Genomic DNA, 24,400 nt, shown 5'->3' on the forward strand with positions numbered 1-24,400 from the left:
GATGTGTGTGCTGACGATGCTCGACTCCGTGCCCCCCACACCCCACTTCCGAAGATCGAATGAACTGCCGGGTGCGCCCTAGAGAGGCGCGCGACGACCCGGCCCTCCGAGAGGAACGCCTCCCGTGTCTGCCGTTCGCTTCCGCCTTTTGGCGGCCGCCGCCACCGTCCCCGTCCTCGTAGCCGCGTTGGGTGCCTGCGGCTATGGCTCCGAAGCCAAGAAGAACACCGCGGCCACTGTCGCCCCCAAGGGCGCGAAGATCGACGGGCTCGACCAGGTCAGGATCGGGCTCTTCGGCAACACCACGCACGCCACCCCGCTGATCGGCCTCCAGAAGGGCCTGTTCCAGAAGGAACTGGGCGGCACGGAGGTGAAGTCCTCCATCTTCAACGCGGGCCCCGCCGAGATCGAGGCCCTCAACTCGGGTGCCATCGACATCGGTTGGATCGGCCCCTCCCCCTCGATCAACGGCTACGCCAAGTCGCACGGCACAAGCCTGAAGATCATCTCGGGTTCGGCCTCCGGCGGTGTCTCGCTCGTGGTCAACCCCAAGAAGATCAAGAGCCTGGACGATCTCAAGGGCAAGACGATCGCCACCCCGCAGCTCGGCAACACCCAGGACGTGGCGCTGCTGCACTACCTGGCCGAGAAGGGCTACAAGGTCGACGCGACCACCGGCAAGGGCGATGTCACCGTCCAGCGCACCGACAACAAGGTGACGCCGACCGCCTTCAAGCAAGGCAGCATCGACGCCGCCTGGGTCCCCGAGCCCACCGCGTCCAAGCTCGTCGCCGAGGGCGGCAAGGCGCTCCTGGACGAGAAGAAGCTGTGGAAGGACGGGAAGTTCGTCATCACGAACGTGATCGTCTCGCAGAAGTTCCTGAAGGAGCACCCCAAGGTCGTCGAGGCGGTGCTGCGCGGTTCGGTGAAGACCAACGCATGGATCCGGTCCAACCCGGTCGAGGCGCGGGACACGCTCAACGACAAGCTCGCCGACCCGGAGATCGCGGGCAAGCCGCTGCCGGCCGGCGTCATCGACCCGGCGTTCAAGAACGTCGACATCACCGATGACCCGCTGGCCGCGACCCTGCAGCAGGAGGCGGACCACGCCGTCAAGGCCGGTCTGCTGACGAAGCCCGACCTCAAGGGCATCTACGACCTCACGCTGCTGAACAAGGTGCTCAAGGCCGAGGGCAAGCCGCAGATCGACGACGCCGGCCTCGGCAGCAAGTAGCCCCACCAGCACCGCAGTCCCCCAGGAGGTGACACCGATGACGACCACCACGCTCACCAAGCAGCCCGCCACGGCGGACCCGGGCACGACCCGTCCGTACGCCGCTCGCATCGACCATGTCTCGAAGTCGTTCGGCCGTCCCGGCGCGCAGCAGCACGTGCTGGACGACATCAGCATCGATGTCGCGCCCGGCGAGTTCGTCTGCCTCCTGGGGGCCTCGGGCTGCGGCAAGTCCACCCTTCTCAATCTCGTGGCCGGACTCGACGCGCCGTCCGCCGGCAGCATCGAGACGCCCGGCGGCCGGCCGGCCCTGATGTTCCAGGAGCACGCGCTGTTCCCCTGGCTGACCGCGGGCCGCAACATCGAACTGGCGCTGCGGCTGCGCGGGGTGCCGCGCGCGGAGCGCCGCGACGAGGCCGAGCGGCTGCTCGAACTCGTACGGCTCAAGGGCGCGTACGGCAAGCGGGTGCACGAGCTGTCGGGCGGTATGCGCCAGCGCGTCGCGATGGCCCGCGCACTCGCCCAGGACAGCCAACTGCTGCTGATGGACGAGCCGTTCGCCGCGCTCGACGCCATCACCCGGGACGTCCTGCACGACGAACTGACCCGCATCTGGCGGGAGACGGACCTCTCGGTCCTCTTCGTCACCCACAACGTCCGCGAGGCCGTACGGCTCGCCCAGCGGGTGGTGCTGCTCTCCTCCCGCCCCGGCCGGATCGCCCGTGAGTGGCAGGTGGACATTCCGCAGCCGCGCCGTATCGAGGATGCCGCGGTCGCCGACCTTTCCGTCGAGATCACCGAACAGCTCCGTGGGGAGATCCGCCGCCATGGCCAGCACTGAGACCAAGGCCCAGTCCGCCGCCGGCAAGGCCGACAACACAGCAGGTGCCGCCGGCGGCACCACCGCTGATGACGCTGCCGGTGATCTCGCCGGCCTGGAGGCCGGGCTCGACGCCCTGGAATCCACCGTCGTCGCGCGTCAGCCGTGGCTGCGTACCGTCGCCTCAAAGTCGTTCCCTCCCCTCATCGCCATCGCGATCGTTCTCGCGCTGTGGCAGCTCGCCTACCACTTCGAACTCAAGCCGCACTACCTGCTGCCGAGCCCGGTCGACGTGGGCCGGTCACTGCAGGAGAAGTGGCTCGAAGGCACCCTGCTGAGCTACGTGTGGACCAGCATCTCCCGAGGCGCCCTCGGCTTCCTGGCCTCGGTCGCCATCGGTACAGTGCTCGGGCTGATCGTCGCCCAGGTCAAGGTCGTACGGGCCGCGGTCGGACCGATCCTGAGCGGCCTGCAGTCCCTGCCCTCGGTGGCCTGGGTCCCGGCAGCGATCATCTGGTTCGGCCTGAGCGACGCCACCATCTACGCGGTGGTGCTGCTCGGCGCCGTCCCGTCCATCGCCAACGGGCTGGTGGCTGGCGTCGACCAGATCTCTCCTCTCTACTTGCGGGCGGGTCGCACCATCGGCGCGAGCGGTCTCGCCGGCGTCCGGCACGTACTGCTGCCGGCCGCGCTGCCCGGCTACATCGCCGGACTCAAGCAGGGCTGGGCATTCTCCTGGCGATCCCTGATGGCCGCCGAACTCATCGTCAACGCGGCCGACCTGGGCACCGGTCTGGGCCAGCTCCTGGAACAGGGCCGCGAGCTCCAGGACATGTCCTGGGTGCTGTCCGCGATCCTGCTGATCCTGATCGTCGGTATCGGTATCGAGTTGCTGATCTTCGCCCCGATCGAGCGGCGGGTGCTACGCAGCCGCGGCCTCCTCGTCAAGAGCTGAACCATGGACGCACGCCCCACTCTTCTCGTCGTCGCCCACGGCAGCCGCGACCCGCGGCACGCGGCGACCGTCTCCGCGCTCTGCGCGCGGGTACGGGCGCTGCGGCCGGGCCTGCGCGTCGAGGTCGGCTATCTCGACTTCAACGCGCCCAGCGTGCCCCGTGTGCTGGAGCGTCTGTCGGCCGAGGGAGTGCGGGATGTGGTCGCCCTTCCACTCCTCCTCACTCGTGCCTTCCACGCGAAGGCCGATATTCCATCGGTACTGCGGGAGGCCTCGCTGCGGCTGCCCCTGCTAACCGTCCAACAGGCCGAGGTGCTCGGCCCTTCCTCCCTCCTGACCGCCGCGCTGGAGCGCCGGCTGGAGGAAGCCGGGCTGCGGCCCGGCGACCGCCGCTCGACCGGGGTTGTACTGGCCTCGGCGGGCTCCAGTGACCCGGAGGCGATCGCAGTGATCGCTGAAATCGCGCGGGAGTGGCGGCGCACCGCTGGTTGGTGTGCCGTGCGACCTGCGTTCGCCTCCGCATCTCTGCCCCGCACGGCGGATGCCGTGCGGGCCCTGCGGGCCGATGGCGTCGACCGGGTGGCCGTCGCCCCGTACGTCATCGCGCCAGGTTTCCTCCCGGACCGCATCGCCGCCGGCGCCCGGGAAGCCGGCGCCGACATCCTCGCCCCAGTGCTCGGCCCCGCTCCGGAACTGGCCCGCCTCCTGCTCCGCCGCTACGACGAGTCGGCAGAGGCCCGCCTGAATGTGTCTGCGATGGCGGCCTGACGGACTGACGGGCATTGCATCGCGGGATACGGGCTGGGGCTGGCGACGCGTGTGGGCAGACCCGGCTCGGCGTCGTCTTTCAGCAGTCTCCAGCCAACGCCGCCCGTCGCCTCATGCGGCAGCCGCGACGGTCGTCCCCGGCGGGAAATCGGCGCGGCCTTTTTCGTAGACCGTCAGGCCCCGCGCCAGGTGGAGGGGCACCAGCACGAGCTCCACGAGGAGCGCCTTCCAGGCGTAGACGAGATTGACGACCTTGGTGGCGTAGACGCAGGGGATGTTCAACAGGACGCCCACAAGCGGGAGTTTGCGGCGACGGGCTGCGTAGATCAGCGGTGGTGCCGTCAGTAGCAGCTCGGCTCCGGCCCACCAGGTGAAGGCCAGGGGCAGTGGTTGGTCGGTCGTTGCGGCGGCGATGAACGGGGTTGCCCACCAGAGCGGTGCGGTGAGGATCTCGAAGAGGGCGAGGAGCACCCAGACCGCCAGAAGCGGTTTGTGGAGGATCAGGCGGCCCAGGTGCAGGCGGACGTTCTGGCAGAAGCCGGCCATCCAGCGCCAGACCTGTTTGCGGAGATAGATGAGGTCTTCGGGGTCGGCGGCCAGGGCGACCGCGTCGGAGACATAGACCGCGCGTCTGCCCTCGATCTGCTGCGACCAGGTGTAGTCCATGTCCTCGACGATGGTCCGCTCGGGGAATCCGCCGAAGGCCACCAGATCGTCGCGCCGGAAGGCGGAGCAGCAACCCGAGCACACCATGGGGCTGTTGGCGCGGGCCTGGATGGGACGGTGCCAGTGGAAGCCGAAGAGATACTCGGTGGACCGGCCGCGCTCCCAGACCGTGCGGGTATGGCGGGTGCGGACCGCGCCCGCCGCGACCGAGACGCTGGGGTCGTCGAAGGCCGGGAGGATGGTCTCGATGTAGTCCGGCGCGAGGACGGTGTCCGCGTCGACGGCGAGGACGAGGTCGGTGGTGCATTGCGGAAGGGCGTAGTTCTGCGCCTTGGCCTTGCTGCCGAGGTTGCGCGGCGGGCGGAGAACCGTCACGCCGTGTGACGCCGCTACCTCGCCCGTACGGTCGGTGGAAGCGTCGTCCACGACCAGGATGCGGTCAGCCGGGACCGTTTGACGCGCAAGGGATTCCAGTGTGGCCGGCAGCCCCTCCTCCTCGTTGTGAGCTGGCACGATGACGGTGATGGTGTGCATGCTGAGCTCCCCCTGTCCTGCGGATCTTGCGTGCTACGACGGCGATCAGGCCGATCCAGCCGTAGACGATGGTGCTGATGCCGATGAATGGCAGGCCTCCGTGCATGTGTGACTGCCCAAGTTAGTTGGCGGAAGAGCTGTGGCATCAACGCTGGTCACGGGGGTTTCTGCTCACCGTAGTTGGCGAGTTCCGCTCACGATAGTTGGCGGGTTGGGAGCCTGGATCATCACAGTCGGTAGCCGTGTTCGGAACTCTTGCAGAGGATCCCGTCGGCGTATAGCTCCAGATGCTCGGCAAGGATCTTGTATGAGGGAAGGTACTTCTTCCCCTCGTGCCATGAGCGAAGCTTGCGCATGGTCCGGATTTCATAGCTGTCCCCGTCAATTGACCTGTCTGCGCCTGATGGTGTGCGTAGGAACCCTGGTGCGAGGTTCCATTCGCTGCCGGTGAGCTTTGACCAGATGTATGCCGAGGCGCAACCGCGAAGTGGCTCCAGAATTGGGTATCGGTGTGCGGTCTTCCGAAACTCGGGGACTTGGTCGAGGATTCCGTCCCATGCCTGGACGGGCAAGTGCCAGAGCTCGAACTCGTCTCGCCGTTCGCGGTAGTCGACCTTGTCCTGGGAGTTCGCGACGTGCTTCGCGAGTCGCTCAAGAGCTGCGGGAATTGCGTGTCTCGAACTTTGGCAGCGTTTAGGGAACGCCTTCAGCCGTGGAATATAGCCACCCATCCAGCTTGTAGGGATTCCCAAGTAGCGTGCGGCTTCGCTCATGGGCATGCCGGTAGCGGCTTGGACGAGTTGGACAGCGGCTGCTCGTCGACACCAGCGGGCTCGCGGCAGTGGTGTCGGAGCCGATGCCTCGACGAACAGATCGAACCATGTGTCGGGAAGTTCTTGAGGGATGTTCGCCGCTCTGTAGCCGCGGTCGAGAACGGGAATGAGGCAGGCGGTTGGGTCGGGGCGTTTGGTCCAGCCTGGAGCCGGCTGTGCGGGGAAGCGGCGGCGGAAGGCATCCTCGAATTCGTGGCGGAACAGCGGGGAGGTGTCGCGCTGGAAGGTTCGCCAGATGGTTCCCCATCGGGTCGCTGATGGGTGCGGGGCGGATTCCAGCAAGATTCTGGCGGTCTGCCGCAGTTCAGGAACGGGCTGTTCGACGATGTGATTGGCGATGCTCAGCAGCGCGGCCATGGCTGGTGCAGAGCGTGGAGCCGTGCTCCAGAGACTGGGATGCCGGCTGCCGCGTCTGGGGGTCGTGTCGGTGGCCTGCGCTGCCTGGTCCTGCAGTTCCCGGTGCTGGTCGAAGGCGAGCTTCAGTTCTGACGGTAGGTCGATGAGGTTCGCACTTTTCGGCCAGGTCGCACTGATGATGGCGGCCATGACTCGGATGTTCGAGAATGCCAGGAAAGACGCAGCCGGGTCTTCGGTCTCGTGCAGCCGGTGTATCAACGTTTGCTGCAGAGTGGCTAGTTCGGGCGTGAGCGTTATCTCGCTCAGGCTGCGGTCATCCAGCCGATGCCCGCAGAGCCTCCTGCCGGATGCGCTGTTCTGAATATTGCGGCACTGAAGTGGGTGTAGTCCTGGTCTGGTGGGGTTGGGGAGAAGGACTCGGGTAGAGGCCGAGTGAGTGTCTTGGGCGGGAAGTTGGCAGGCCGGGCAGAGATCCTGAAGCATGACCTGGTGCTCAATGCATGCAAAGGTGATGGGCAGATGCCAGAGCAGTTTCCAGGGGCCTCCGTAGAGATCCTGAATAGGAGATCCGTCGCCTGCGAGGCAGGACGGACAATAGCGGGTGGAGTTCGCCAGGAGCCAGGCGGGCAACGCACCTCGGGGCCGGGGAGCTTGGCCTTCTCGGCTCATAAGGGTTTCGGAGATGGGCGGGTAGGTCTCGGCGTAGGGGCGGAATGTAAGGCGATCGGCGTCGTCAAAGCTCATCCGGGTCGCATAGGAGAACGTCTGGAGTTGATCAGGTGCCAGCATGATCAGATGGCGGGTCGGGGCGACTGAGATGCTGTTGTTGTTCCGGTTCAGACCCGTGCGCCAGCACAGATAGGCGGGTGATTCGCGCAGGCGGAAGGACAACCGCAGGAGGAAGCCCGTGATGCTCTCGCCCGCTATTGGAGCCAGACTTCGCGGGAGGGCGGTGGACGGCCGTTGTCGCATGCGGTCAGCCCGTCTCTTCCAGCGATTCTGGCCTTTCTCCCGCGGCCTTCCCGCTGTGCGGGCCCTTGTCATCGAAGACCGTGTTGCGTGGTTTGCGGGATTTCCGCTTCGGCTTTTCAGTCGCTCTGCCCGTGTTCGTCCGAGGTGGTTTGAGGCCCGGGCCGGCTTCATCTGCGGGGGTGTCCCGGCCGATGACGATGCCGTCAAGAAGGGCCTCGTCGATCATTTCCTTTCCGGTGATCATGGCTTCCTGGGCGCCTTCTTCGAGGAGACGGCCAAGGAGGCCGATGACGCCGTCGGTGCGACGCATGAGGTACTCGGGCATGGAACCCGTCGTGAGCATGCCTTCTTTGGCTTTGAGGAGCCGCAGATGGGCTTCAACCCCGTGCAGGTGGTCGGTGAACGCCTTCATCTCCGTCGGAGTGGTGTTGTGGAAGGAGTCGAGTTCCACCAACTCGAAGCGGCGCTCGATCTGGGTGACCTCCAGGCCGTGGACACGGGCGGACTCCAGCGGCGGCAGCATCCACTGGCGGCTCTTGCGGTTGAAGGTGGCTTCCCGCAGCAGGCCGGTTCCGGGGATGTTGACGCCGGTCAGGACCAGGGTGACGTTGAAGCTCATCAGGGCCCGGATGAGGTCCAGGACGTCCTGGTCGTCGGCGCGGTGCATCCGCAGCCGGTTGATGTCGTCGATGATCAGGGCTTTGACTCCGTGGTCCCGGAGCGAGTCGGCGACCTGCCGGATCAGCTGCGGCAGCGTCATCTTCCATCGCTCGGGCCCGAAGAAGTTCAGGATCGACTCGCACAGACTCTTTGGTGTCGCGGTGACTGGAGTCTGGACATAGACGACGGGCGTGTGTAGGTCGACGGTGCCCTCGATGGCGGTGGGGTTGAGGTGGTGGTGCAAGTCAAGCCACATGTCTTCGAACGCGGCAGCGACCGAGCAGACGGTGGCGGTCTTGCCGTAGTTGCCCCAGCCACTGACCATCACGCCGGGCATGGTCGGGCTATCTCGTCTCAGTGCGTTGCCTTGCAGGCGCCGGTTGAGAAGCCGGGTGATCTTCTCCAGCATCGGTGTTTCCTGGACGGGCAGGTTCACGTTGGTCAGCTGCCGGTAGAGGTCGTAGTCCATCTGACGATCTTCTGGAAGCATGCGCCACTGTCTGACGGTGAGCCGGGGCGGCGGGAGGAGCAGGCCACGGTTGTTGCGGTAGTGCTGCCAGCCGTCGTAGCTGTCCCGGTGTTGGCTCGCGGTCAGGACGAGGGCGGCGATCCGGGCCCGGGACGGCAGGCCCTCCGGCCTGCCTGCGGCACCTTCATCAGGGATCACGCGTCCTCCTCGGCGAGTTCGTCGTCCTCGTCGTCCTCCAGGACGGACGGCGTCAGGAACAGATGGCGGCGCTTGAGCGATGCGTCCAGCGTCCGCGGGATGGCCGGGCCGCTTTCGGATGCTGTCTCCCGGCGGCGCCGTCGGTCGGCGTCCACCGCCTCCTGGACGGAGGCGGCATGCTCCTCCCAGGACTCATCAACCGCGTCAGGCTCAGCCGATCGCGCGGCCGAGCCTCGGTCGGTCGCGGCGGTGGCGGCATTCGACCGCTCCCGCGAGCGGGCGGCCCGTTCCCGTTTGGTTGCCTTCTTCGGCTTCGGCTCCTGCTGGGTCGGCCACTGTTCAACCGGTGTGACCGAGCCGAGGATCTCCAGCAGCAGGGGCAGGAGGTCGGCATCCGTGCGGGGTGCGAGCTTGCGCTGGCGCACTGTGCCCAGCAGTTCGGCGGCGCTCTTGTCAGAGAAAGCCGGGATCTCCCCCTCGGGCGGCAGTCCGGTCCAGCGCAGAACATGCCAGGCGTCGTCGACGTCAGGGTCCTGGAAGAAGACCTGGCGCCGGTCGCGGCGGTCGCTGTTCACGACCCACTTGTCGGTGTGCTTGCCGCCCCGGCCCGAGGGCGTCAGGAACCGGTCCTCGTCGAGGACGTCACCGTGATACCAAAGCCCGAGGATCTTCACCCCGCGGCGCGGATGGATCTTCACGTGGTGCTTTCGCAGAACCTTGTAGTAGAGCTCAGGCTCCGGGATCTGCATGGACCAGCCGCCCTGTCCCATGGCCGCCGCGAACAGTGAGTTGGGGCTGTGGTCCTCCTCTGGTCCCCAACTAGGTGCGTATTCACCGAGCTTGTGGTTCTGCCAGATGTTCACGATCCAGGTCGCGATTACGTGCTCCATCTGCGTGCGCGTCAGGACCGCGTCAGCCTCGGGGTCGGCTCCGCGGTCGGCGACGTCGGTGCCGGTGAACCCGAGCAGGTGCTCGAACAGCATGGTCTTGGCTGCTGAGAAGGCTCGTTCGACGGCGAACTTGTCGGTGGCCCGATATGCGCGGGCCGGAAGGACGTTGCAGCCCAGGACACGTTCGGCCTCGATGACGTCGTGGTTCTTGTAGACGCCGCCGTGATCGGTGGTCACCGTCTCCGGAGCGAAGAACGGCAAGGCCGCGACCTTGTGCCCAGCGAACTCAGTGAGGATCTCCGCCGGGACTCCCGGATAAGGCCATTCCATGTCCTCGCCCCAGCCCTCGCGCATCGGCAAGGGCAGCATCACGTCCCTGAGCAACATCGCGACGTCAACCGACGTGTCCGACTCCAGCGTGAGGCGAAACGCCGGAAGCGAGTGCGTATAAAGATCAAGAGCCAGGGTGAGGGTCGAGGAGACCGCCTCTCCGAATACCGACTCCCGCAGTTTGACCGGCATCGGAGTCGAGTCGAGTGCCAGCACCTGGCCGGGCCGGTGCACCACCAGCCGCCGGCCGACGCCTGCCTCCTCGGCCTCTGCCGCTGAGCGCGCGTAACGCGCCCGGGAGCCACCGGAACCGAACCACTCCTGCCAGACCCGGGTCAGCGTCATCCTCGACGGGACGTTCTTCGCCGGGAACTTGGGAAACTTCTCGGCGATGTACTGGTGCATCAGGCGGTGTCTGGCCATCATGCTGATGCGCGACCGGTTCCGGCATTCCTTCTTGACTGCGAAGATCGCTTCCCGGACCTCTTCGGTGATGCTCCACCGCTCTTGCTTTCGGCGGGTCCACCGCCCATCCGCGCAGGCCAGCAGGAGTGAGCTCTCGCTCGCCGATGCCAATCGCTCCAACGTGCGCGTACTCATGTAGCGCAGGCCAAGAGCCTCCGCTTCGAGGTCCGGCAAGGCCGCCATCTCCGCGGCCTTCGCCTCAAGTCGCTCCTTCAGCGTTGTGCGCTCAGGGTCGTAGGCCGGCCGCGGCTCACCGGGCCGAGCCCGCTCCGGCCCGCCATCGCGAAACCCAGTCACCGTCTCAAGCAGATGCTCGGCCCTGATCCGTGCTCGTGTGACCTGGTCTTCCTTCAGGTCCTCCAGTGAACGCGGCTGGCCAAGACGGGCGGAACGGCCCGACGGGGTCACCCGAACGGCGCGTGCATCGGGATGGTGCATCAACCAGCGGATCGACCGCGTCTCGGCCCGGCCGTTGTCATCGACGAGCCTGAGCTGGCCGCGCTGCGGCTCCACCGACTCGACCGTCCACTCGATCCCGTTGAGCATCAGCTGACCGCCCGGCGCCAAAGCCAGCAGCCCTCGCTCGGCCGCCATCACGACGCCCGATGCGGTGCCGACCGCCAGATCAACGAGCCGTCACCGAAAGGGACGGCAAGGTCCACCACGAGCCGGCGATGCCAGAGCAGATGGGTCGTGTGGGCCCGGGCCACCGCCGGAAGCCTGGTCGCCTCCACCAGATCGCCAAAGCACAGCGGACCGTCACTCAGAGCCTCCCAGAGCTGCGGCTGAAGCCCGAGCTGATCCTTGAGCGGCCGCCGCTGGGAGGACAAGTGATCTAAAACGCTTCGGACATGTGACTCCCATCCGGTGACCACGGAGTACCGCCATCCGCAGGCCGCAGCTGCCTCTCTGGCGGCAGCGAACTTGAGCCTGTCGTCGTCCTTGATGAGGTTGCCCGGCCGGACATCGAACAGCCACAGACCCCCGTCACGCATCACTGCGAGAAAGTCCGGGATATGCCGCCCCCGGCCCTGAACATGCTCGAAGTCCAGCTGGAACGGCTGCGACAACACCTCCCTCACCCGCAGGAAGTCCAGTGCCAGCAGCAGGTCTTGCTCCTCCAGCGACTCGAACCCATGCTCCCGTCCGGTCGACACCATGAACTCAAGCCCCGGCCGGTGCCTCTGGCGAGCCCTCCACGTAAACGGCCGCACCTGGCGCGAGGAAAGCACCGGAACCGACCTCATGTCCCGCAGCGGATACGCAACTTCCCCCTCGCCGAGCTTCCACGTACCGATCCACCGGCGCGGCCACCCTTCCCCCAGCACCAGATGGCGCCGGGCCACACGATCGCCGTCGTACGGAGAAACCAGCGCACTCAAATCGCATGCATCAGACCGGATTCTGACTGCCGCGGAAATAGCCATCGCCCCACGACAGCACACCAAGAAGCGTGAGTGCTGTGGGTCGTCACAGATGTACGTAACGCAGCGTTACTTGATCACTTCTGCCGATCCATCCGCCAACTAACTTGGGCAACCGCCAACAAACTTGAGCAGTCACAGCATGTCACCGACGGTAGCGAGATTCCGCGCGGAACGGTTCCGGAGGCGCCCTCCTGTGGATAACTCCGCGTTGGTGGTTGCGCGTTGAGGTTGCGCGTTGAGGTTGCGAGTTGCGGTCTTCTGCGGCGGCACGCACGCAGGCACACAAAGGCGCCGGCCGCCGCGCCCCGTGGGGGCGAGCGCGACGGCCGGCTCAGTGCTGAGGGGTTGAGCTGATTACTCGATGACCTTCAGCAGCTTGTTGGGCGTACCCTCGCTCGGGTTCGTGATCTTGTCGGGGGTGGCGCCGTCCGTCAGGGCCTTGGCGACGTCTTCGGGCTTGGCGTCCTGGTGACCGGCCAGGTAGACCGCGGCGGCACCCACGACGTGCGGGGTCGCCATGGACGTACCGGAGATGGTCTTGGTGCCCTCGTCGCTGTCGTTCCAGGACGAGGTGATGTCGGAGCCGGGAGCGTAGAGGTCCACGACGCTGCCGAAGTTGGAGAAGTCGGACTGCTCGTCAGCGTCGGTGCTGGAGGCGACGGTGATGGCCTCCTTCACCCGGGCCGGGGAGCCCTGGCCGGCGTCGGTGGACTCGTTGCCCGCCGCGACACCGAAGGTGACGCCGGAGGCGATGGCCTTCTGGACAGCCGCGTCGAGTGCCTCGTCCGCGCCGCCGCCGAGCGACATGTTGGCGACCGACGGGCCCTGGTGGTTCTTGGTCACCCAGTCGATACCGGCGACGACCTGCTCGGTGGTGCCGGAGCCCTGGTCGTCCAGCACCCGGACGGCCACGATCTTGGCCTTCTTGGCGACACCGTGCTCGGCGCCGGCGATGGTGCCCGCGACGTGCGTGCCGTGACCGTTGCCGTCGTTGGCGTCGTCGTCGCCGTCCACCGCGTCGAAGCCGGAGGAGGCGCGGCCCTCGAAGTCCTTGTGCGTGGTGCGCACACCGGTGTCGATGACGTAGGCGGTGACGCCCTCACCCGCGCTGTCGGGGTAGTTGTACTTCTTGTCGCCCTCGGTGTCCGCCTGGTCGATGCGGTCCAGGCCCCACGACGGCGGGTTGTCCTGGGTGCCGCTGATGTGGAACTTCTTGTTCTGGACGACCTTGTCGACGGCCGGGTCGGCGGCGAGGCGCTTGGCCTCCTCCTCGTTCAGACCGGTCGTAGAGAAGCCGTCGACGGAGGAGTAGTTCCGCTTGATCTTGCCGCCGTACTTGGCTGCCAGATCGCCGCTCTCGGCGGTGCGGACCGACTTCTTCAGCATGACGATGTAGCTGCCGTTCACGGCACCCTTGGCCTCGGCCCCGTAGATCTTGCCCTGGGGGGCGGCGGGGGAAGCTCCGGCGGTGACCGCGCCGACGGCGGCGATACCAGTGGCGGCAACCGCGGCGGTTATCGCCGTGATGAGCCGCTTCTTGCTGGAACGCTTGTGAGCCATTGCGAGGGTTCTCCTCGTTCGTGGTGTGGGGGGAAAGCGTTGCGCAATAGCCCGAAGAGACCGGAAGATCTGCGTCGGGCTGGTTCGAAACCCTGTCGGATTGACGGGTTCAATTCAAGGCCAGCCGCGCCGTGTGAGATACGCAACAAGCCTGCAAAAACCCAAAACCTGCGCAGAATTGGTCAAAAAGCGCGGCTGAGTTGAAGCTGAGGGGCTCAACTCTATTTACATTCACGCAACAGTAGGTGACATTCCGCGGACGCTACGCAAGATCGGTTGACCCGGTATGGCAGGCTCGCGCCTCGCAAGAGGTATGTGCCGGGGGAGCCTCCGCGTTCGCTACCGACGCCTGCCATACAGGCCGTACCGGTCAACACCCCCCGTTCAGGCGCCCAGTTCGGCCTCGATGAGGTCTGCCGCGCGTGCGGTGCCGCCCTCCGCCGCCGCATCCCCGCGGAGCCGCTCGGCGTTCGCCGCGACCTCGGGATCGTTCACAAGTGAGAGCACCGCCTCGCGCAGCGCCCGCGCGGTCGCCTCACCCTTCGGCAGATGCCTCCCGACGCCGAGCGCCTGGAGCATGTCGGCGTTCCCGAACTGGTCGACGGCTTGCGGAACGCACACCATCGGCACCCCGTTGGCCAGCCCCTCCTGACTGCCGCCCATCCCCGCGTGCGTGATGAAGGCGTCCGCCTGACGGAGAACAGCGAGCTGCGGCACCCACGGATGCACCTCGAAGTTGTCCGGGATGTCGCCGAGTTCGGAGCGGTCGACGAACTTGCCGATCTGCAACACCACATGCCAGTCGGGCAGATCACGGAATGCCTCTATGCATGCCCGGTAGAAGGCGGGTTCCTTGGTGAAGGCGGAGCCGAGCGAGACGAGCAGGATCTTCGTGTCGGGCGCGAGGTCCAAGGGCCGCTGCCAGTCGCCCTGGTGGGAACGATCGCCCTGGCAGGAGCCGACAAAGCTGTATACGGATTCATCGACCCGGTCGGCGTGCGGCTGCATGGCCTGGGGGATGAGGACGAGACAGCGGCCGGGTTCCGCCACCAGGCGGTCGGGGTCGGTGATCGACGCCATGTCGTTCTCTTCGAGCCAGGACTGGAAGCGTGCGTAGTACGCCCGGCCGCGCTCGGTGCCGCGCAGTGCGGCCCGCATCGGCTCCACCTCCGCCTCGTAGCCCTTCCAGGCGACCGCGTTCGGGGAGAGCTGGAGCACCGGGACGTTCCAGCGGCGGGCGAGCAGCGGCGCCGGATAGGCGGTGATGTCGTGGATGACCAGGTCGGGTTCGTCGCCGCGGTATGCCTCGATGAGCTGCGGGAGCGCCTGGATGCCGTCGTTGAGGAACGGCTCGATGTTGTCGATGAGTTCGGTGCCCCAGTTCTCGGGCGCGTCGTCGGTGGGGAGGGTGGAGTTCCACAGTTTGGGCTCGGCGCCGGTGTCCGCGACGAGGTCGGCGAAGGACGGCGGGATGGCGTACGTGACGCGATGGCCGCGGGCGACGAGTTCCCGTACGACTTCCAGGCTCGGGTTGACGTGACCGTGGGCCGCGATGCTGAACATCGCGATATGGGCGGGCTTTTGGGCACGCGGCATGGCGAGCACACTCCTTGAGTGGGGCGCGGGACGGCCGCGCGGGGCGGGTACCCCGCAAAGTTAAACGAGACGATACGTCTCGTGCAACTGTGATTCGGGGCCGCTCAGCGCTGATAGCGCGCCAGCACCAAATTGCCGTCGCCGATCAGCCGCTTCCGTAGGGCGTCCAGATCGATCGCGCCGCTGTAGTACTCCTGCAGGCCCGGTGTCGCGATCTTGTCCTTCCACTCCGGGTAGCCGCGGACGGACTGGGCCGGCGCGGAGCGCAGCGAGCCCGCCAGCGCGGTGCCCGTCGCCCAGTCGTACTTGGCCACCCGTAGCGCCGGGTCCTTCAGCGCCTCCTGACCCGTCGGCAGCATCCAGTCCCCCAGGGCCAGCCGGACCATGTTCGGCGGCTTGAGGAGGAAGTCGATGAAGGCCATCGCCTCCTCCTTGTACGGGCAGTCCTCGGCGACCGACAGGGTCTGCGGGCTCACGCCCTGGTCCGGGCGGGCGCCCTGGGGCGCGGGCAGCACCGTCCAGTCGAAGCCCTCGGGTGCCTGCTGGGCGATCTGCTGACGGTAGGAGAACCCGAGCGGAACCATCGCGTACCGCCCGGCGAAGAAGCCGGGCAGGGTGTCGGAGCCGCCCATGCCCAGGGTCGTACGGGAGGCCGTGCGGTCGACGTTCACCTGGTCGTGGATGGTGCGCGGCACCACCTGGTCCGCGGCGTCGAAGCGGACCTCCACCGTGCCGCCCGGGTGGCGGTGGAAGACCTTGCCGCCCGTGGACAGGGAGAGGTTGAGGGTGGCGGAGACCGGTTCCTTCAGCGGCCACGCGACGCCGTAGTTGCCGCCGCGGGTCAGCTGCTTCGCCGCGTCCGCGAACTCCTCCCAGGTCCAGGGGCGTTCGGGAGTGGGGATGCGTACGCCGGACCGCTTCAGCTTCGTACGGTTCGCGATCAGCACCCGCGGTTCCTGAAGGAACGGGACGCCGTACACCCGGCCGGCGAACGTGCCGGTCTCCCAGCTCTGTTGCGGAATATCGCGCTTCAGACGCGACGGCAGCAGGGCGGTGAGGTCGGCGAGATCGCCGCCGTAGGCGAAGTCGGCGAGGTCGTCGGAGGCGTCATGGATGATGTCCGGCGCCTCGCCGCCCTCGAAGGAGGTGAGCAGCTGGTCGTGGACGGTGGGCCAGGCGCCCTGGATGTACCGCACCTGGATGTCCGGGTGCTGCCTGTTCCATTCGGCGACGAGTTGCCTGTTGGCCTTGATGGAGTCCTGCTGCCAGGCCAGGGACTGGAAGCGCAGGGTGATCCGGCCGCCGGTCTTGCGCCGGGTGTCGTCGGAGCAGCCGGGCAGCAAAGAAGCTGCGGGCAGCGCGGCGGCGGCCGCGAGCAGGCCCCGGCGGTTGAAACGGGCGCGGGGCCGCGGCGGCGTGGGTCCGGGCCGCATCAGCTCTTCACCGCCCCGGCGAGCATCCCGCCCGCTATTCGCCGCTGGATGACGGCGAACAGGAGCAGGCTCGGGAGGGTGGCGAGGAGCGCGGCGGCGGCGAGCGGTCCGAGGTCGGCGACGCCCTCCGCCCCGAGGAAGTGGGTCAGCACGACCGGCAGCGTCTGTTTCTCGGGCGACTTGAGCAGCACCAGGGCGAAGAAGAACTCGTTCCAGGCGGTGATGAAGGCGAACAGTGCCGTGGCGACGATGCCCGGCGCGAGCAGCGGCGCGGTGACGGATATGAGCGTACGGGCCCGGCCTGCGCCGTCCATGGCTGCGGCCTCCTCCAACTCCCGGGGCACGGCGCGGACATAGCCCGTCAGCATCCACAGGGCGAAGGGCAGCGACCACACCACATAGACCATGATCAGACCTATCCGGGAGTCGACCAGATGGAGGCTCTTCAGGATCAGGAACAGCGGGATGATCACCAGCACCAGGGGGAACGCCTGGCTGATCACGACCCAGCCGGTGGCCGCCCGCGAGAGACGGTTGCGGAAGCGGGCCAGGACATAGGCCATCGGCGTCGCCAGCATGATCGCGATCACCGCGGAGACCGCCGCCGCGAGCAGGCTGTTGCCCGCGGCCTCCAGCAGCGGCTGCTGGGCGAACGCCTGCCGGAAGTTCTCCAGGGTGGGCGCCTCGGGAATCCAGGTGGGGTGGATGCTGCCCAGTTCGCGGGGCGGCTTGAAGGCGGTGGAGATCAGCCAGAGGAAGGGGAAGGCGAGAAAGACGAGGTAGCAGAGGAGCGCGGCGTATTGACCGGTGCGGCCGGCAGTGCGCTTCACGGCGGTGCGGTGGCTCACTTGGCTCACCTTTCCTCGTCCCCCTTCAACCGGCCGGCCAGATAGACGGCCAGCAGGACCGATATCACCGCGACCATCGCCAGGCCCATCGCGGCGGCGTAGCCGAACTGCCCGTAACGGAAGGCCTCTTCGTACGCGAAGAGCATCGGCAGCCGCGTCCGGCCGCCGGGGCCGCCGTCGGTCAGCACGAAGACCAGGGCGAAGGAGTTGAAGTTCCAGATGAAGTTGAGCGCGGTGACGGCGAGCGCGATGGGTCTGATGGCGGGCCAGGTGACCGTACGGAACCGGCGCCAGGCCCCCGCGCCGTCCATCGACGCGGCCTCGTGCAGTTCGCGCGGGACGTTCTGGAGGCCGGCGAGCAGCGAGACGGTGGTCTGCGGCATGCCGGCCCAGATACCGACGAGGACGACCGCGGGCAGGGCGGTGGCCAGGCCGCTCAGCCAGTCCCTTCCGTCGCCGGCTCCGGACAGGCCGAGGCTGCGCAGCGTCTCGTTCAGCACACCGGCGTCCGGGTGGTAGACCAGCCGCCACATGATGCCGACGACGACCTCCGGCATCGCCCACGGGATGATCGCCAGCGTGCGGGCCAGCCAGCGCAGCCGCAGGTTGAGGTTGAGCAGCAGCGCGAGGCCGAGGGCGAGTATGAACTGCGGGACGGTGACCCCGACGGCCCATACCAGGCCGATCCGGAACGAGTCCCAGAACAGGGTGTCCTGAAGCAGATCGGAGAAGTTCAGCGTCCCCACCCACTGGGTGGGCTGGGTCCGGCCCGACTGGGCGTCGGTGAACGCCAACCCGATGCCGTACAGCAGCGGTCCGACGCTCAGCACCAGGATCGGTAACAGCGCGGGCAGCACGAGGAACCACGCGCCGTGGTCCCGCCGGGGTCCGGCGGCTCGGCGGGAGCCGGCTGCGGTTGACCGCTGTGGCGCGGTCGTCAGGGTCACGGCAGAGGCTCCTCAGGACGCGGCTCGGCCCGGTGCTCCGCTGCGCGGCAGCCCGGCTTCCGTGGTGCGGTGATCCGGTGTGGTGAGGCGGCGGCCAGTGTTTCCGCGACCGGTGTGTCGGCAGCCCGATGCTTCCGCAACTGGTCTGCCGGCAGCCGGTGTTTCCACGACCCGTGCGTTGGCAGTCGGTCTTTCCGGGATCGCCACGCACTCCCACCGTCGGCGCTGCTGGAGTCGCCCCCTCTCCCCCGTTGGTCGCAGCCGACCGCCGTCATCGTCGTGAGGGCCGCCACCGCCGTCAAGCCTCCGGCCGGTATCCGCGAGGGATCTCTCCACCTGGGAGGTCCTCCGTACCTGCGACACTGGTCGCGATCACGCACCGCAGGAGGCAGCACGATGACCGAACCGAGCCCCGGCGCCTTCACGGAGGCGCGCGCCCGGGACGTCCTGGCCGCGGCCGGACGGCCCGACGCGGCGGCCGATGCCAAGCTGCTCGCGCTCGGCGAGAACGCGGTCTTCGCCCTCGGCGACAGCGGTCCGGTCGTACGGGTGGGGCGCAGCGCCGAGCTCCTGGAGCGCGCCGAGCGGGAACTCGCCGTGGCCCAGTGGCTGGCGGCCGAGGGCGTACCGGCGGTACGGGCCGCCGAGCCCGTGGCCTCCTTGGTCGACGGGCATCCCGTGACGTACTGGCGGCGGCTGCCGGACGCCGACCGCCCCGCGGGACCGGGCGATCTCGCCGCACTGCTCAAGCTCGTCCACGCCCTGCCGGAAGCGCCGTTCGCGCTCCCCCGACGCGAACTCCTCGGCGGCGTCGAGCGCTGGCTGCGGCTGGCGGGCGACTCCGTATCGGCGCAGGACGCGGAGTACCTGCGCGGGCGGCGGGATGCGTTCGCGGCGGCCGCCACCGCATTGGAGCCGCGGCTGCCCCGCGGCCCCATCCATGGCGATGCGCTGCCCCGCAACGTGCATGTCGGGCCGGACGGGCCGGTGCTGGTCGATCTGGAAACCTTCGCCTCCGATCTGCGCGAACACGACCTCGTCGTGATGGCCTTGAGCCGGGATCGCTACGGCCTGACGGCGGACGCGTACGACACGTTCGTGTCGGTCTATGGCTGGGACGTGCGGGACTGGGAGGGCTGCGCGGTGCTGCGTGGCGCCCGGGAGACGGCGAGCTGCGCCTGGGTCTCCCAGCACGCGCCCGGAAACCCGGCGGCCCGCACGGAATTCCGGCGCCGGATCGCGTCCTTGCGCGACAAGGACGCGACGGTGCGCTGGTATCCGTTCTGAGGCTCAGGGGCTGAGGCCCAGGGGCTGAGGCATGCGGGCCGAGGTATTTGTGCGCCGAGGTATCCGCTCTGACGCACCCTGCGCTGTCGTGTCGCGTCGCGTCAGGCCTGGTACGGGATCAGCGGCCAGGCCTGCTCGACTATCGCCTGCGGATCGCCGGAGCGCCGCAAATACGCCTGGAACGAGGCGGCTTGTTCGGCGGCGGCCTCCTCCTGGAGGGCGTGCAGGGCACGCGGCGACGGGATGGCGACGGCCGGGTACTTCTCCCCGATGCGCCGGGCGACACCGGCCGCGGCCGCCGCGTCTGCACCCGCCTCATGCGCGCCGTCCAGCGGCACCCCGTAGTGCCCGCAGAGCGCCTGGAGCGCGCGCTTCCCCTTGCGGTAGCGATCCACATGCTTGTCCAGGACCAGCGGATCGATGACGGGCGCGGGCGGGTGTCCGAGCCGCTCGGACAGCGTCCGTACGGCATGGCGGCGGCACTCGCGATCGAGCAGCGAGAGGTCGTATCGCGCGTTCATCACCACCAGCGGGATGTCCGCGCGCAGCGCATCGGCCAGCGCCTCGGTGATTTCCTCTATCGCGGTCGCCGGCGGCCGGCCGTATTCTTGGACATAAGCGGTCGAAATGCCATGAATAGCCGCTGCTTCGTCGGGAATCGGCACCCCGGGATCGAGCAGCCAGGACTGCTTGGCGGCCGCCCGCCCGTCCCCCTCCAGCCGGATCAGCGCGGCGGTGACGATACGGTCCCGCTCGACGTCGGTGCCTGTGGTCTCCAGGTCGAAGCTGACCAACAGCTCCTGATGCCAGCTCATGCCGATACCTCGCTTCGCTCGGCCTCGCACTCGCTCGGCGCGCACCTCTCCATGGTTCTCTCGCTGCGCTCGCTCACGCCGCCTCCTTCAGTGGTACATCCCCCGTTGCTCGAACACTCTCGCACGCACCACTGACAATCGACCGGCGAGCCGTCCTGCCGGGCTCAGAACCGTGCCCCGCGGCACCCCCGCCCCTAGGCTGACCTCATGGACCTACGGCTGGCAGGACACAGCGCGCTGGTGACGGGCAGCAGTTCGGGAATCGGGGCGACGATCGCCGAAACGCTGGCGGACGAAGGGTGTGATGTCCTCGTCCACGGCCGGAACGCGACGGACGCGACGGCCGTCGCCGAGCGGGTCGCGACCCGCGGCGTACGCGCCGAAGTGGTGCTCGGTGATCTGACGGAGCCGGGCGTCGCCGAGCAGATCGCGGTCACCGCGCGCGGCTTCGGGGTCCGCATCCTCGTCAACAACGCCGGTCCGTTCGCCGAACACGACTGGGAGAGCTCCCGGCCGTCCGACTGGCGGGCCGCGTTCGAAGGCAACGTCCTTCCGACGGTACGGGTCACCCAGACCCTGCTGCCGTCGCTGCGCGCGCACGGCTGGGGCCGCGTGATCACCATCGGCAGCCGGGCCGTACGGACACCGCTGCCCAACATGGTCACGTACTCCGCGGCCAAGGCGGCGGTGGTGAACATGACCACGAGCCTGGCCCGGCATCTGGCCGGTACCGGGGTCACCGCGAACTGCGTGAGCCCCGGCGTGATCGCCACCCCCTCGATGCACCGGATGTTCGAGGAGCGCGCGGCCGAGGCGGCGGACGGGGACGACGCGAACGGGGCGGCCGCGGCAGCCGAGTCGGCCATTGTCGCGGAGTACGCGCCGAACCCGACCGGGCGGCTGGGGCGTCCGGAGGACATCGCGGCCGCGGTGGCGTATCTCGCCAGCCCGCTCGCCGACTACGTCAACGGCATCGAGCTACGGGTCGACGGCGGAATCACGGGAACACCGTAGGGCTCCGCGAGCACGAGCCCGTCCGCCCCCTCGGCCACCTCGGCCACCAGCGCATCAGGTCCCGTCGCCGCGCCGCTCGCATACGCCGCCGCGAACGCCGCGTCGCCCAGTCCCCGGCGCGCCGCGGCCGTGCTCCGGTCCACATCGCCGCGCTCGGCGGGCGGCCGCGGCACCCCTGCCGACATACGGGCCGCCGCCGCGCCGCCCAACAGACGGGCCGCAGAGCCGAAGCGGCCGACCAGCGTCTGCGCACCGGCCAGCCCTTCCAATGCCAGCGCGACCGCCCTCGGGTCGGCGGTGGCACGGGCCGCCGCAAGACCGTCCAGGTGGAGGCGGCGGGCAGCCGCCGCGTCACCCCGCAGCTCGGCGACGAAACCCAGCTCGGCCAGCACGAACGCGGTACCGGGATCGCCGTCCCGGCCGCGGCACCACTCCAGCCAGGGCAGCAGATGCGCCTCCGCGTCGTCCAGGCGCCCCTCCCTCCGGGCGCCGAGGGCCAGTCCGGTCTCCGCGAACATCTCGCCGCGCTGGTGCGACTGTTCGGCGGCCAGCCGCCGCCCCCGCTCATGAAATTCACGGGCGCGCACGAGATCGCCCGTCAGCAGCGCGATCCGACCGAGCCCGGAGAGCTTGTACGAGGCCTGGATCCACAGGCCGAGCTCCTCGGCGATCCGCAGCCCGTCCCGGTGCAGCCGGGCGGCGCGGTCGTACTCGCCGGTGATCTCGGCGATCGAGCCGAGCACGTCCGCCGCCTGCAACTGGCCCCATCGGTCGCCCAGTTCGCGGAAGAGGATGGCGCTCTCCTCGGCGTCGCGGCGGCGCGCGGCGAGATCCCCGCCGCCCGCCCCCTGCGCCCGGCTGCTCAGCGCGGCGGCGGTGCCCCAGCGGTCACCGCACGCCCGGAAGGACGCCAGCGAACGGGCCAGCCGCTCGCGCGCCGCCACCGGGTCGCCGAGGCCCACTTGGGCGTACCCCAGGAACCACTGGGCCCAGGCCCGCTCGCCCGTGTCGCCGTGCGTCTCGTACCGCTCCAGTACGGCGGCGGCGCGCTCCAGCGGGTCGGCGTCATGGCCGGCCAGCGACGCCATCCCGACCTGCCAGGCGGACGCCCGCAGCCGACGGCTCACGAAGGCCGCTTCCCCAGGGCCGTCCAACGCCAGCGCCGCCTCCAGGGAACGACCCGCCTCGGCGAGCCGGCCGCGCAGAAACCAGTACCAGGCCAGCGCGTTGACCAGCCGCAGCGCACGGTCGGCGGCGCCTTCACCTACGTATCCGTCCAGCGCGGCCCGCAGGTTCGCGGCCTCCTGGTCGAGCCGCTCCAGCCACTCCCGCTGGTCGGTTCCGTACAGCAACGGGGCGGCATGCTCGGCCAGTTCGGCGTAGTAGCGATGATGGCGCTGACGAACGGCGTGCAGCTCCCCCGCCTCTGTCAGCCGCTCCATGCAGTACGCGGCCACCGTCTCCAGGAGGCGATAGCGGACTCCGTCCGGTGTACGCGCCACCGTGACCAGGGAACGGTCCACGAGGCGCGCCAGCAGGTCCAGCACGTCATCGTGCCGCACACCGTCGCCTGCGCAGACCGTCTCGGCCGCCTCCAGGGTGCAGCCGTCCGCCTGTACGGCCAGCCGGCGCAGCACGGCGCGTTCGGCGGCGGGCAGCAGTTCCCAGCTCCAGTCGATCACCGCGCGCAGGGTCTGCTGACGTGGGGGAGCGCCGCGCCGCCCGGATGCCAGCAGGCGGAACCGGTCGTCCAACCGGGCGCTCAGCTCTCGTACTCCCAGAGCACGTACGCGGGTGGCGGCCAGCTCCAGGGCGAGCGGGATGCCGTCCAGGCGACGGCAGATCTCCTCGACGGCGGGTGTGCTGTCCGCATCCAGAGCGAAGCCGGGGTCGGCGGCAGTCGCGCGCGCCGCGAACAGCGCTACGGCGCCCGGCGGTTCCAGCGGCGGCACGGTCCACAGCGTCTCGCCCGCCAGGCCCAGAGGCTCCTGGCTGGTCACCAGCGCCCGCAGCTCCGGCGCGGCGCCGAGCAGCGCGGCGGTGACCTCCGCGGCCGCCTCGACGATGTGCTCGCAGTTGTCCAGGACGAGCAGCATCCGCTTGCCACGCACCGCGCCGACCAGCCGCTCCGCCACCGGGCCGGCGGCTCCGCCCTCCCGGATGCCCAGCACGGCCAGCACCGCCTCGGCCAGCTCGGCGGCGGTGCACTTGGCGTCGCGGCCGCGCGCCGGGTCGTCCGGCCGGCTCAGCGCGGCCAGTTCGACGAGCCACACGCCGTCCGGGAAGTCGTCGGCCAGCCGGCTCGCGGTCTCCACGGCGAGCCGGGTCTTGCCCACACCGCCCGGCCCGGTGAGCGTCACCAGCCGCCCCGCCTCCAGGAGCGCCAGGATGCGGCGCACCGCGTCCTGGCGGCCGACGAGTCCGGTGAGCGGCGCGGGCAGATTCGTCCGGGGCCGGGATGTCTGCGGCGCGGGGGCGGTGGCGGCGCCGTGCAGCACCGGCTCGCGTGCCGGCTCCCCGTCACGGGGGCTGCGCGCGATGGCCTCCAGGGAGGGGTCCTGCTCCAGGATCGCCTGATGCACGGCGGCGAGTTCGGGCCCGGGGTCCACCCCAAGTTCCTCGGTCAACCGGGCCCGCACCTCGCGGTATCCCGCCAGCGCCTCACTCTGGCGGCCGGCCCGGTAGAGGGCTCTCAGGTGCAGTGCGCGCAATCGTTCCCGCAGCGGATGCCGGGCCACGAGGGCGGCCAGCTCGCCGGTCAACCGGCCGTGCTCGCCCAGCTCCAGGCGGGCCGCGGCCCGCTCCTCAAGCGCCGTCAGCCGCTGCTCCTCCAGGTCCTCGGCCACCGGCCGCACCAGGTCACCGTCCGAGAAGCCGGCGAAGGCGGGCCCGCGCCACAGGTCCAGGGCCTCACCGAGCAAGGCGGCCCGCTCCCGGGCGTCCCCCGCCGCGTACGCGCGCGCCGTCAGGGCGGCGAACCGGCCCGCGTCCACGGCATCGGCGGTGACGTTCAGCCGGTAGCCCGGCGGGCTCGCCGCCACCAGCTTCCGGGCGCCCGGCTCCGCCTCGTCCAGGGCGCGACGCAGCTGGGAGACCTTGCTCTGGAGGGAAGCCGTCGGGTTGGCGGGCATCCTCGGGCCCCAGAGGTGCTCGATGAGCCGGGCCGCGGACACCGGGCGGCCGTGGTGGGCCAGCAGCGCGGCGAGCAGCGCCCGCACCTTCGTCTCCGGGACGGGTACGGCGCGCGCGTCGGCGGCCCGCACTTCCAGTGGGGCGAGGACCCGGAATCGCATCTGCCCAACGGTAGTCGGGAAGGACGCCG

Annotated in this window: 18 protein-coding genes; 6 read left to right on the plus strand and 12 right to left on the minus strand. The window is 69.0% G+C overall.

The window, feature by feature from the left end:
- The first annotated feature begins 124 nt into the window (after positions 1 to 124).
- Genes AB0I10_RS20425 through AB0I10_RS20440 form a run of 4 tightly spaced genes read left to right on the plus strand, consistent with a single transcriptional unit; the run spans position 125 to position 3,777 of the window.
- Positions 125 to 1,234, plus strand: coding sequence for an aliphatic sulfonate ABC transporter substrate-binding protein (locus AB0I10_RS20425; RefSeq protein WP_363153930.1), 1,110 nt, complete (start codon positions 125 to 127; stop codon positions 1,232 to 1,234).
- A 37-nt stretch (positions 1,235 to 1,271) separates the two neighbouring features.
- The gene (locus AB0I10_RS20430; protein ID WP_363153931.1) at positions 1,272 to 2,075 is read left to right on the plus strand and encodes an ABC transporter ATP-binding protein; all 804 of its coding nucleotides are present in this window, start codon (positions 1,272 to 1,274) and stop codon (positions 2,073 to 2,075) included.
- Positions 2,062 to 3,009 carry an ABC transporter permease gene (locus AB0I10_RS20435; protein ID WP_363153932.1) on the plus strand — a complete coding sequence of 316 codons (948 nt, stop codon included), beginning with the start codon at positions 2,062 to 2,064 and terminating at the stop codon, positions 3,007 to 3,009. The genes AB0I10_RS20430 and AB0I10_RS20435 overlap by 14 nt, the downstream gene beginning before the upstream one ends.
- Positions 3,010 to 3,012: 3 nt before the next feature.
- Positions 3,013 to 3,777 carry a sirohydrochlorin chelatase gene (locus AB0I10_RS20440; RefSeq protein WP_363153933.1) on the plus strand — a complete coding sequence of 255 codons (765 nt, stop codon included), beginning with the start codon at positions 3,013 to 3,015 and terminating at the stop codon, positions 3,775 to 3,777.
- Positions 3,778 to 3,888: 111 nt separating this feature from the next.
- Here the strand turns inward: AB0I10_RS20440 and AB0I10_RS20445 are convergent, their stop codons facing one another.
- The 10 genes from AB0I10_RS20445 to AB0I10_RS20490 form a co-directional block, all read right to left on the minus strand.
- Positions 3,889 to 4,977 carry a glycosyltransferase family 2 protein gene (locus AB0I10_RS20445; protein ID WP_363153934.1) on the minus strand — a complete coding sequence of 363 codons (1,089 nt, stop codon included), beginning with the start codon at positions 4,975 to 4,977 and terminating at the stop codon, positions 3,889 to 3,891.
- Positions 4,978 to 5,204: 227 nt separating this feature from the next.
- Positions 5,205 to 7,211, minus strand: coding sequence for a TniQ family protein (locus tag AB0I10_RS20450; protein ID WP_363153935.1), 2,007 nt, complete (start codon positions 7,209 to 7,211; stop codon positions 5,205 to 5,207).
- Positions 7,144 to 8,466, minus strand: coding sequence for a TniB family NTP-binding protein (locus tag AB0I10_RS20455; protein WP_363153936.1), 1,323 nt, complete (start codon positions 8,464 to 8,466; stop codon positions 7,144 to 7,146). The genes AB0I10_RS20450 and AB0I10_RS20455 overlap by 68 nt, the downstream gene beginning before the upstream one ends.
- Positions 8,463 to 10,745, minus strand: coding sequence for a transposase (locus AB0I10_RS20460; RefSeq protein ID WP_363153937.1), 2,283 nt, complete (start codon positions 10,743 to 10,745; stop codon positions 8,463 to 8,465). Before AB0I10_RS20460 ends, AB0I10_RS20455 begins: the two co-directional genes overlap by 4 nt.
- The gene (locus tag AB0I10_RS20465) at positions 10,745 to 11,578 is read right to left on the minus strand and encodes a TnsA-like heteromeric transposase endonuclease subunit (protein WP_363153938.1); all 834 of its coding nucleotides are present in this window, start codon (positions 11,576 to 11,578) and stop codon (positions 10,745 to 10,747) included. Before AB0I10_RS20465 ends, AB0I10_RS20460 begins: the two co-directional genes overlap by 1 nt.
- Positions 11,579 to 11,932: 354 nt before the next feature.
- Positions 11,933 to 13,138, minus strand: a complete 1,206-nt coding sequence (locus AB0I10_RS20470; RefSeq protein WP_363153939.1) for a S8 family peptidase — start codon at positions 13,136 to 13,138, stop codon at positions 11,933 to 11,935.
- 384 nt (positions 13,139 to 13,522) lie between these two features.
- The gene (locus AB0I10_RS20475) at positions 13,523 to 14,734 is read right to left on the minus strand and encodes a macrolide family glycosyltransferase (RefSeq protein WP_363153940.1); all 1,212 of its coding nucleotides are present in this window, start codon (positions 14,732 to 14,734) and stop codon (positions 13,523 to 13,525) included.
- A gap of 104 nt (positions 14,735 to 14,838) precedes the next feature.
- Complete coding sequence (locus AB0I10_RS20480) at positions 14,839 to 16,167, minus strand: extracellular solute-binding protein (protein ID WP_363153942.1); 1,329 nt, start codon at positions 16,165 to 16,167, stop codon at positions 14,839 to 14,841.
- Positions 16,167 to 17,015 carry a carbohydrate ABC transporter permease gene (locus tag AB0I10_RS20485; protein ID WP_363153943.1) on the minus strand — a complete coding sequence of 283 codons (849 nt, stop codon included), beginning with the start codon at positions 17,013 to 17,015 and terminating at the stop codon, positions 16,167 to 16,169. Before AB0I10_RS20485 ends, AB0I10_RS20480 begins: the two co-directional genes overlap by 1 nt.
- A gap of 5 nt (positions 17,016 to 17,020) precedes the next feature.
- Positions 17,021 to 17,962: a sugar ABC transporter permease gene (locus AB0I10_RS20490; protein WP_363153944.1), complete on the minus strand. Its 942-nt coding sequence runs from the start codon at positions 17,960 to 17,962 to the stop codon at positions 17,021 to 17,023.
- A gap of 396 nt (positions 17,963 to 18,358) precedes the next feature.
- Between AB0I10_RS20490 and AB0I10_RS20495 the strand changes: the two genes are divergently transcribed.
- Entirely contained in the window at positions 18,359 to 19,249 is an 891-nt protein-coding gene (locus AB0I10_RS20495) for an aminoglycoside phosphotransferase family protein (protein WP_363153945.1), read from the plus strand.
- Between the two features lie 101 nt (positions 19,250 to 19,350).
- On the opposite strand, the gene AB0I10_RS20500 is transcribed toward AB0I10_RS20495, so the two are convergent.
- Complete coding sequence (locus AB0I10_RS20500) at positions 19,351 to 20,064, minus strand: exonuclease domain-containing protein (RefSeq protein ID WP_363153946.1); 714 nt, start codon at positions 20,062 to 20,064, stop codon at positions 19,351 to 19,353.
- 207 nt (positions 20,065 to 20,271) lie between these two features.
- Here AB0I10_RS20500 and AB0I10_RS20505 point away from each other — a divergent pair, with 207 nt between their 5' ends.
- A complete protein-coding gene (locus AB0I10_RS20505) occupies positions 20,272 to 21,078 on the plus strand; it encodes an SDR family NAD(P)-dependent oxidoreductase (RefSeq protein WP_363153947.1) in 807 nt (268 codons plus the stop codon).
- On the opposite strand, the gene AB0I10_RS20510 is transcribed toward AB0I10_RS20505, so the two are convergent.
- Positions 21,024 to 24,371: a BTAD domain-containing putative transcriptional regulator gene (locus AB0I10_RS20510; RefSeq protein ID WP_363153948.1), complete on the minus strand. Its 3,348-nt coding sequence runs from the start codon at positions 24,369 to 24,371 to the stop codon at positions 21,024 to 21,026. The two genes, AB0I10_RS20505 and AB0I10_RS20510, sit on opposite strands and share 55 nt — an antisense overlap.
- Between the last annotated feature and the right edge of the window lie 29 nt (positions 24,372 to 24,400).

The sequence above is a fragment of the Streptomyces sp. NPDC050636 genome (assembly GCF_040654775.1).
Taxonomy (GTDB): Bacteria; Actinomycetota; Actinomycetes; order Streptomycetales; family Streptomycetaceae; genus Streptomyces.

What these genes read in the sequence shown, in the direction of transcription:
- AB0I10_RS20445 (WP_363153934.1), bottom strand. Translation starts at nt 4,977, where the DNA reads ATGCACACCATCACCGTCATCGTGCCAGCTCACAACGAGGAGGAGGGG.
- AB0I10_RS20500 (WP_363153946.1), bottom strand. Translation starts at nt 20,064, where the DNA reads ATGAGCTGGCATCAGGAGCTGTTGGTCAGCTTCGACCTGGAGACCACA.
- AB0I10_RS20475 (WP_363153940.1), bottom strand. Translation starts at nt 14,734, where the DNA reads ATGCCGCGTGCCCAAAAGCCCGCCCATATCGCGATGTTCAGCATCGCG.
- AB0I10_RS20465 (WP_363153938.1), bottom strand. Translation starts at nt 11,578, where the DNA reads ATGGCTATTTCCGCGGCAGTCAGAATCCGGTCTGATGCATGCGATTTG.
- AB0I10_RS20470 (WP_363153939.1), bottom strand. Translation starts at nt 13,138, where the DNA reads ATGGCTCACAAGCGTTCCAGCAAGAAGCGGCTCATCACGGCGATAACC.
- AB0I10_RS20440 (WP_363153933.1), top strand. Translation starts at nt 3,013, where the DNA reads ATGGACGCACGCCCCACTCTTCTCGTCGTCGCCCACGGCAGCCGCGAC.
- AB0I10_RS20505 (WP_363153947.1), top strand. Translation starts at nt 20,272, where the DNA reads ATGGACCTACGGCTGGCAGGACACAGCGCGCTGGTGACGGGCAGCAGT.
- AB0I10_RS20480 (WP_363153942.1), bottom strand. Translation starts at nt 16,167, where the DNA reads ATGCGGCCCGGACCCACGCCGCCGCGGCCCCGCGCCCGTTTCAACCGC.
- AB0I10_RS20450 (WP_363153935.1), bottom strand. Translation starts at nt 7,211, where the DNA reads ATGACAAGGGCCCGCACAGCGGGAAGGCCGCGGGAGAAAGGCCAGAAT.
- AB0I10_RS20435 (WP_363153932.1), top strand. Translation starts at nt 2,062, where the DNA reads ATGGCCAGCACTGAGACCAAGGCCCAGTCCGCCGCCGGCAAGGCCGAC.
- AB0I10_RS20460 (WP_363153937.1), bottom strand. Translation starts at nt 10,745, where the DNA reads ATGGCGGCCGAGCGAGGGCTGCTGGCTTTGGCGCCGGGCGGTCAGCTG.
- AB0I10_RS20510 (WP_363153948.1), bottom strand. Translation starts at nt 24,371, where the DNA reads ATGCGATTCCGGGTCCTCGCCCCACTGGAAGTGCGGGCCGCCGACGCG.
- AB0I10_RS20430 (WP_363153931.1), top strand. Translation starts at nt 1,272, where the DNA reads ATGACGACCACCACGCTCACCAAGCAGCCCGCCACGGCGGACCCGGGC.
- AB0I10_RS20495 (WP_363153945.1), top strand. Translation starts at nt 18,359, where the DNA reads ATGACCGAACCGAGCCCCGGCGCCTTCACGGAGGCGCGCGCCCGGGAC.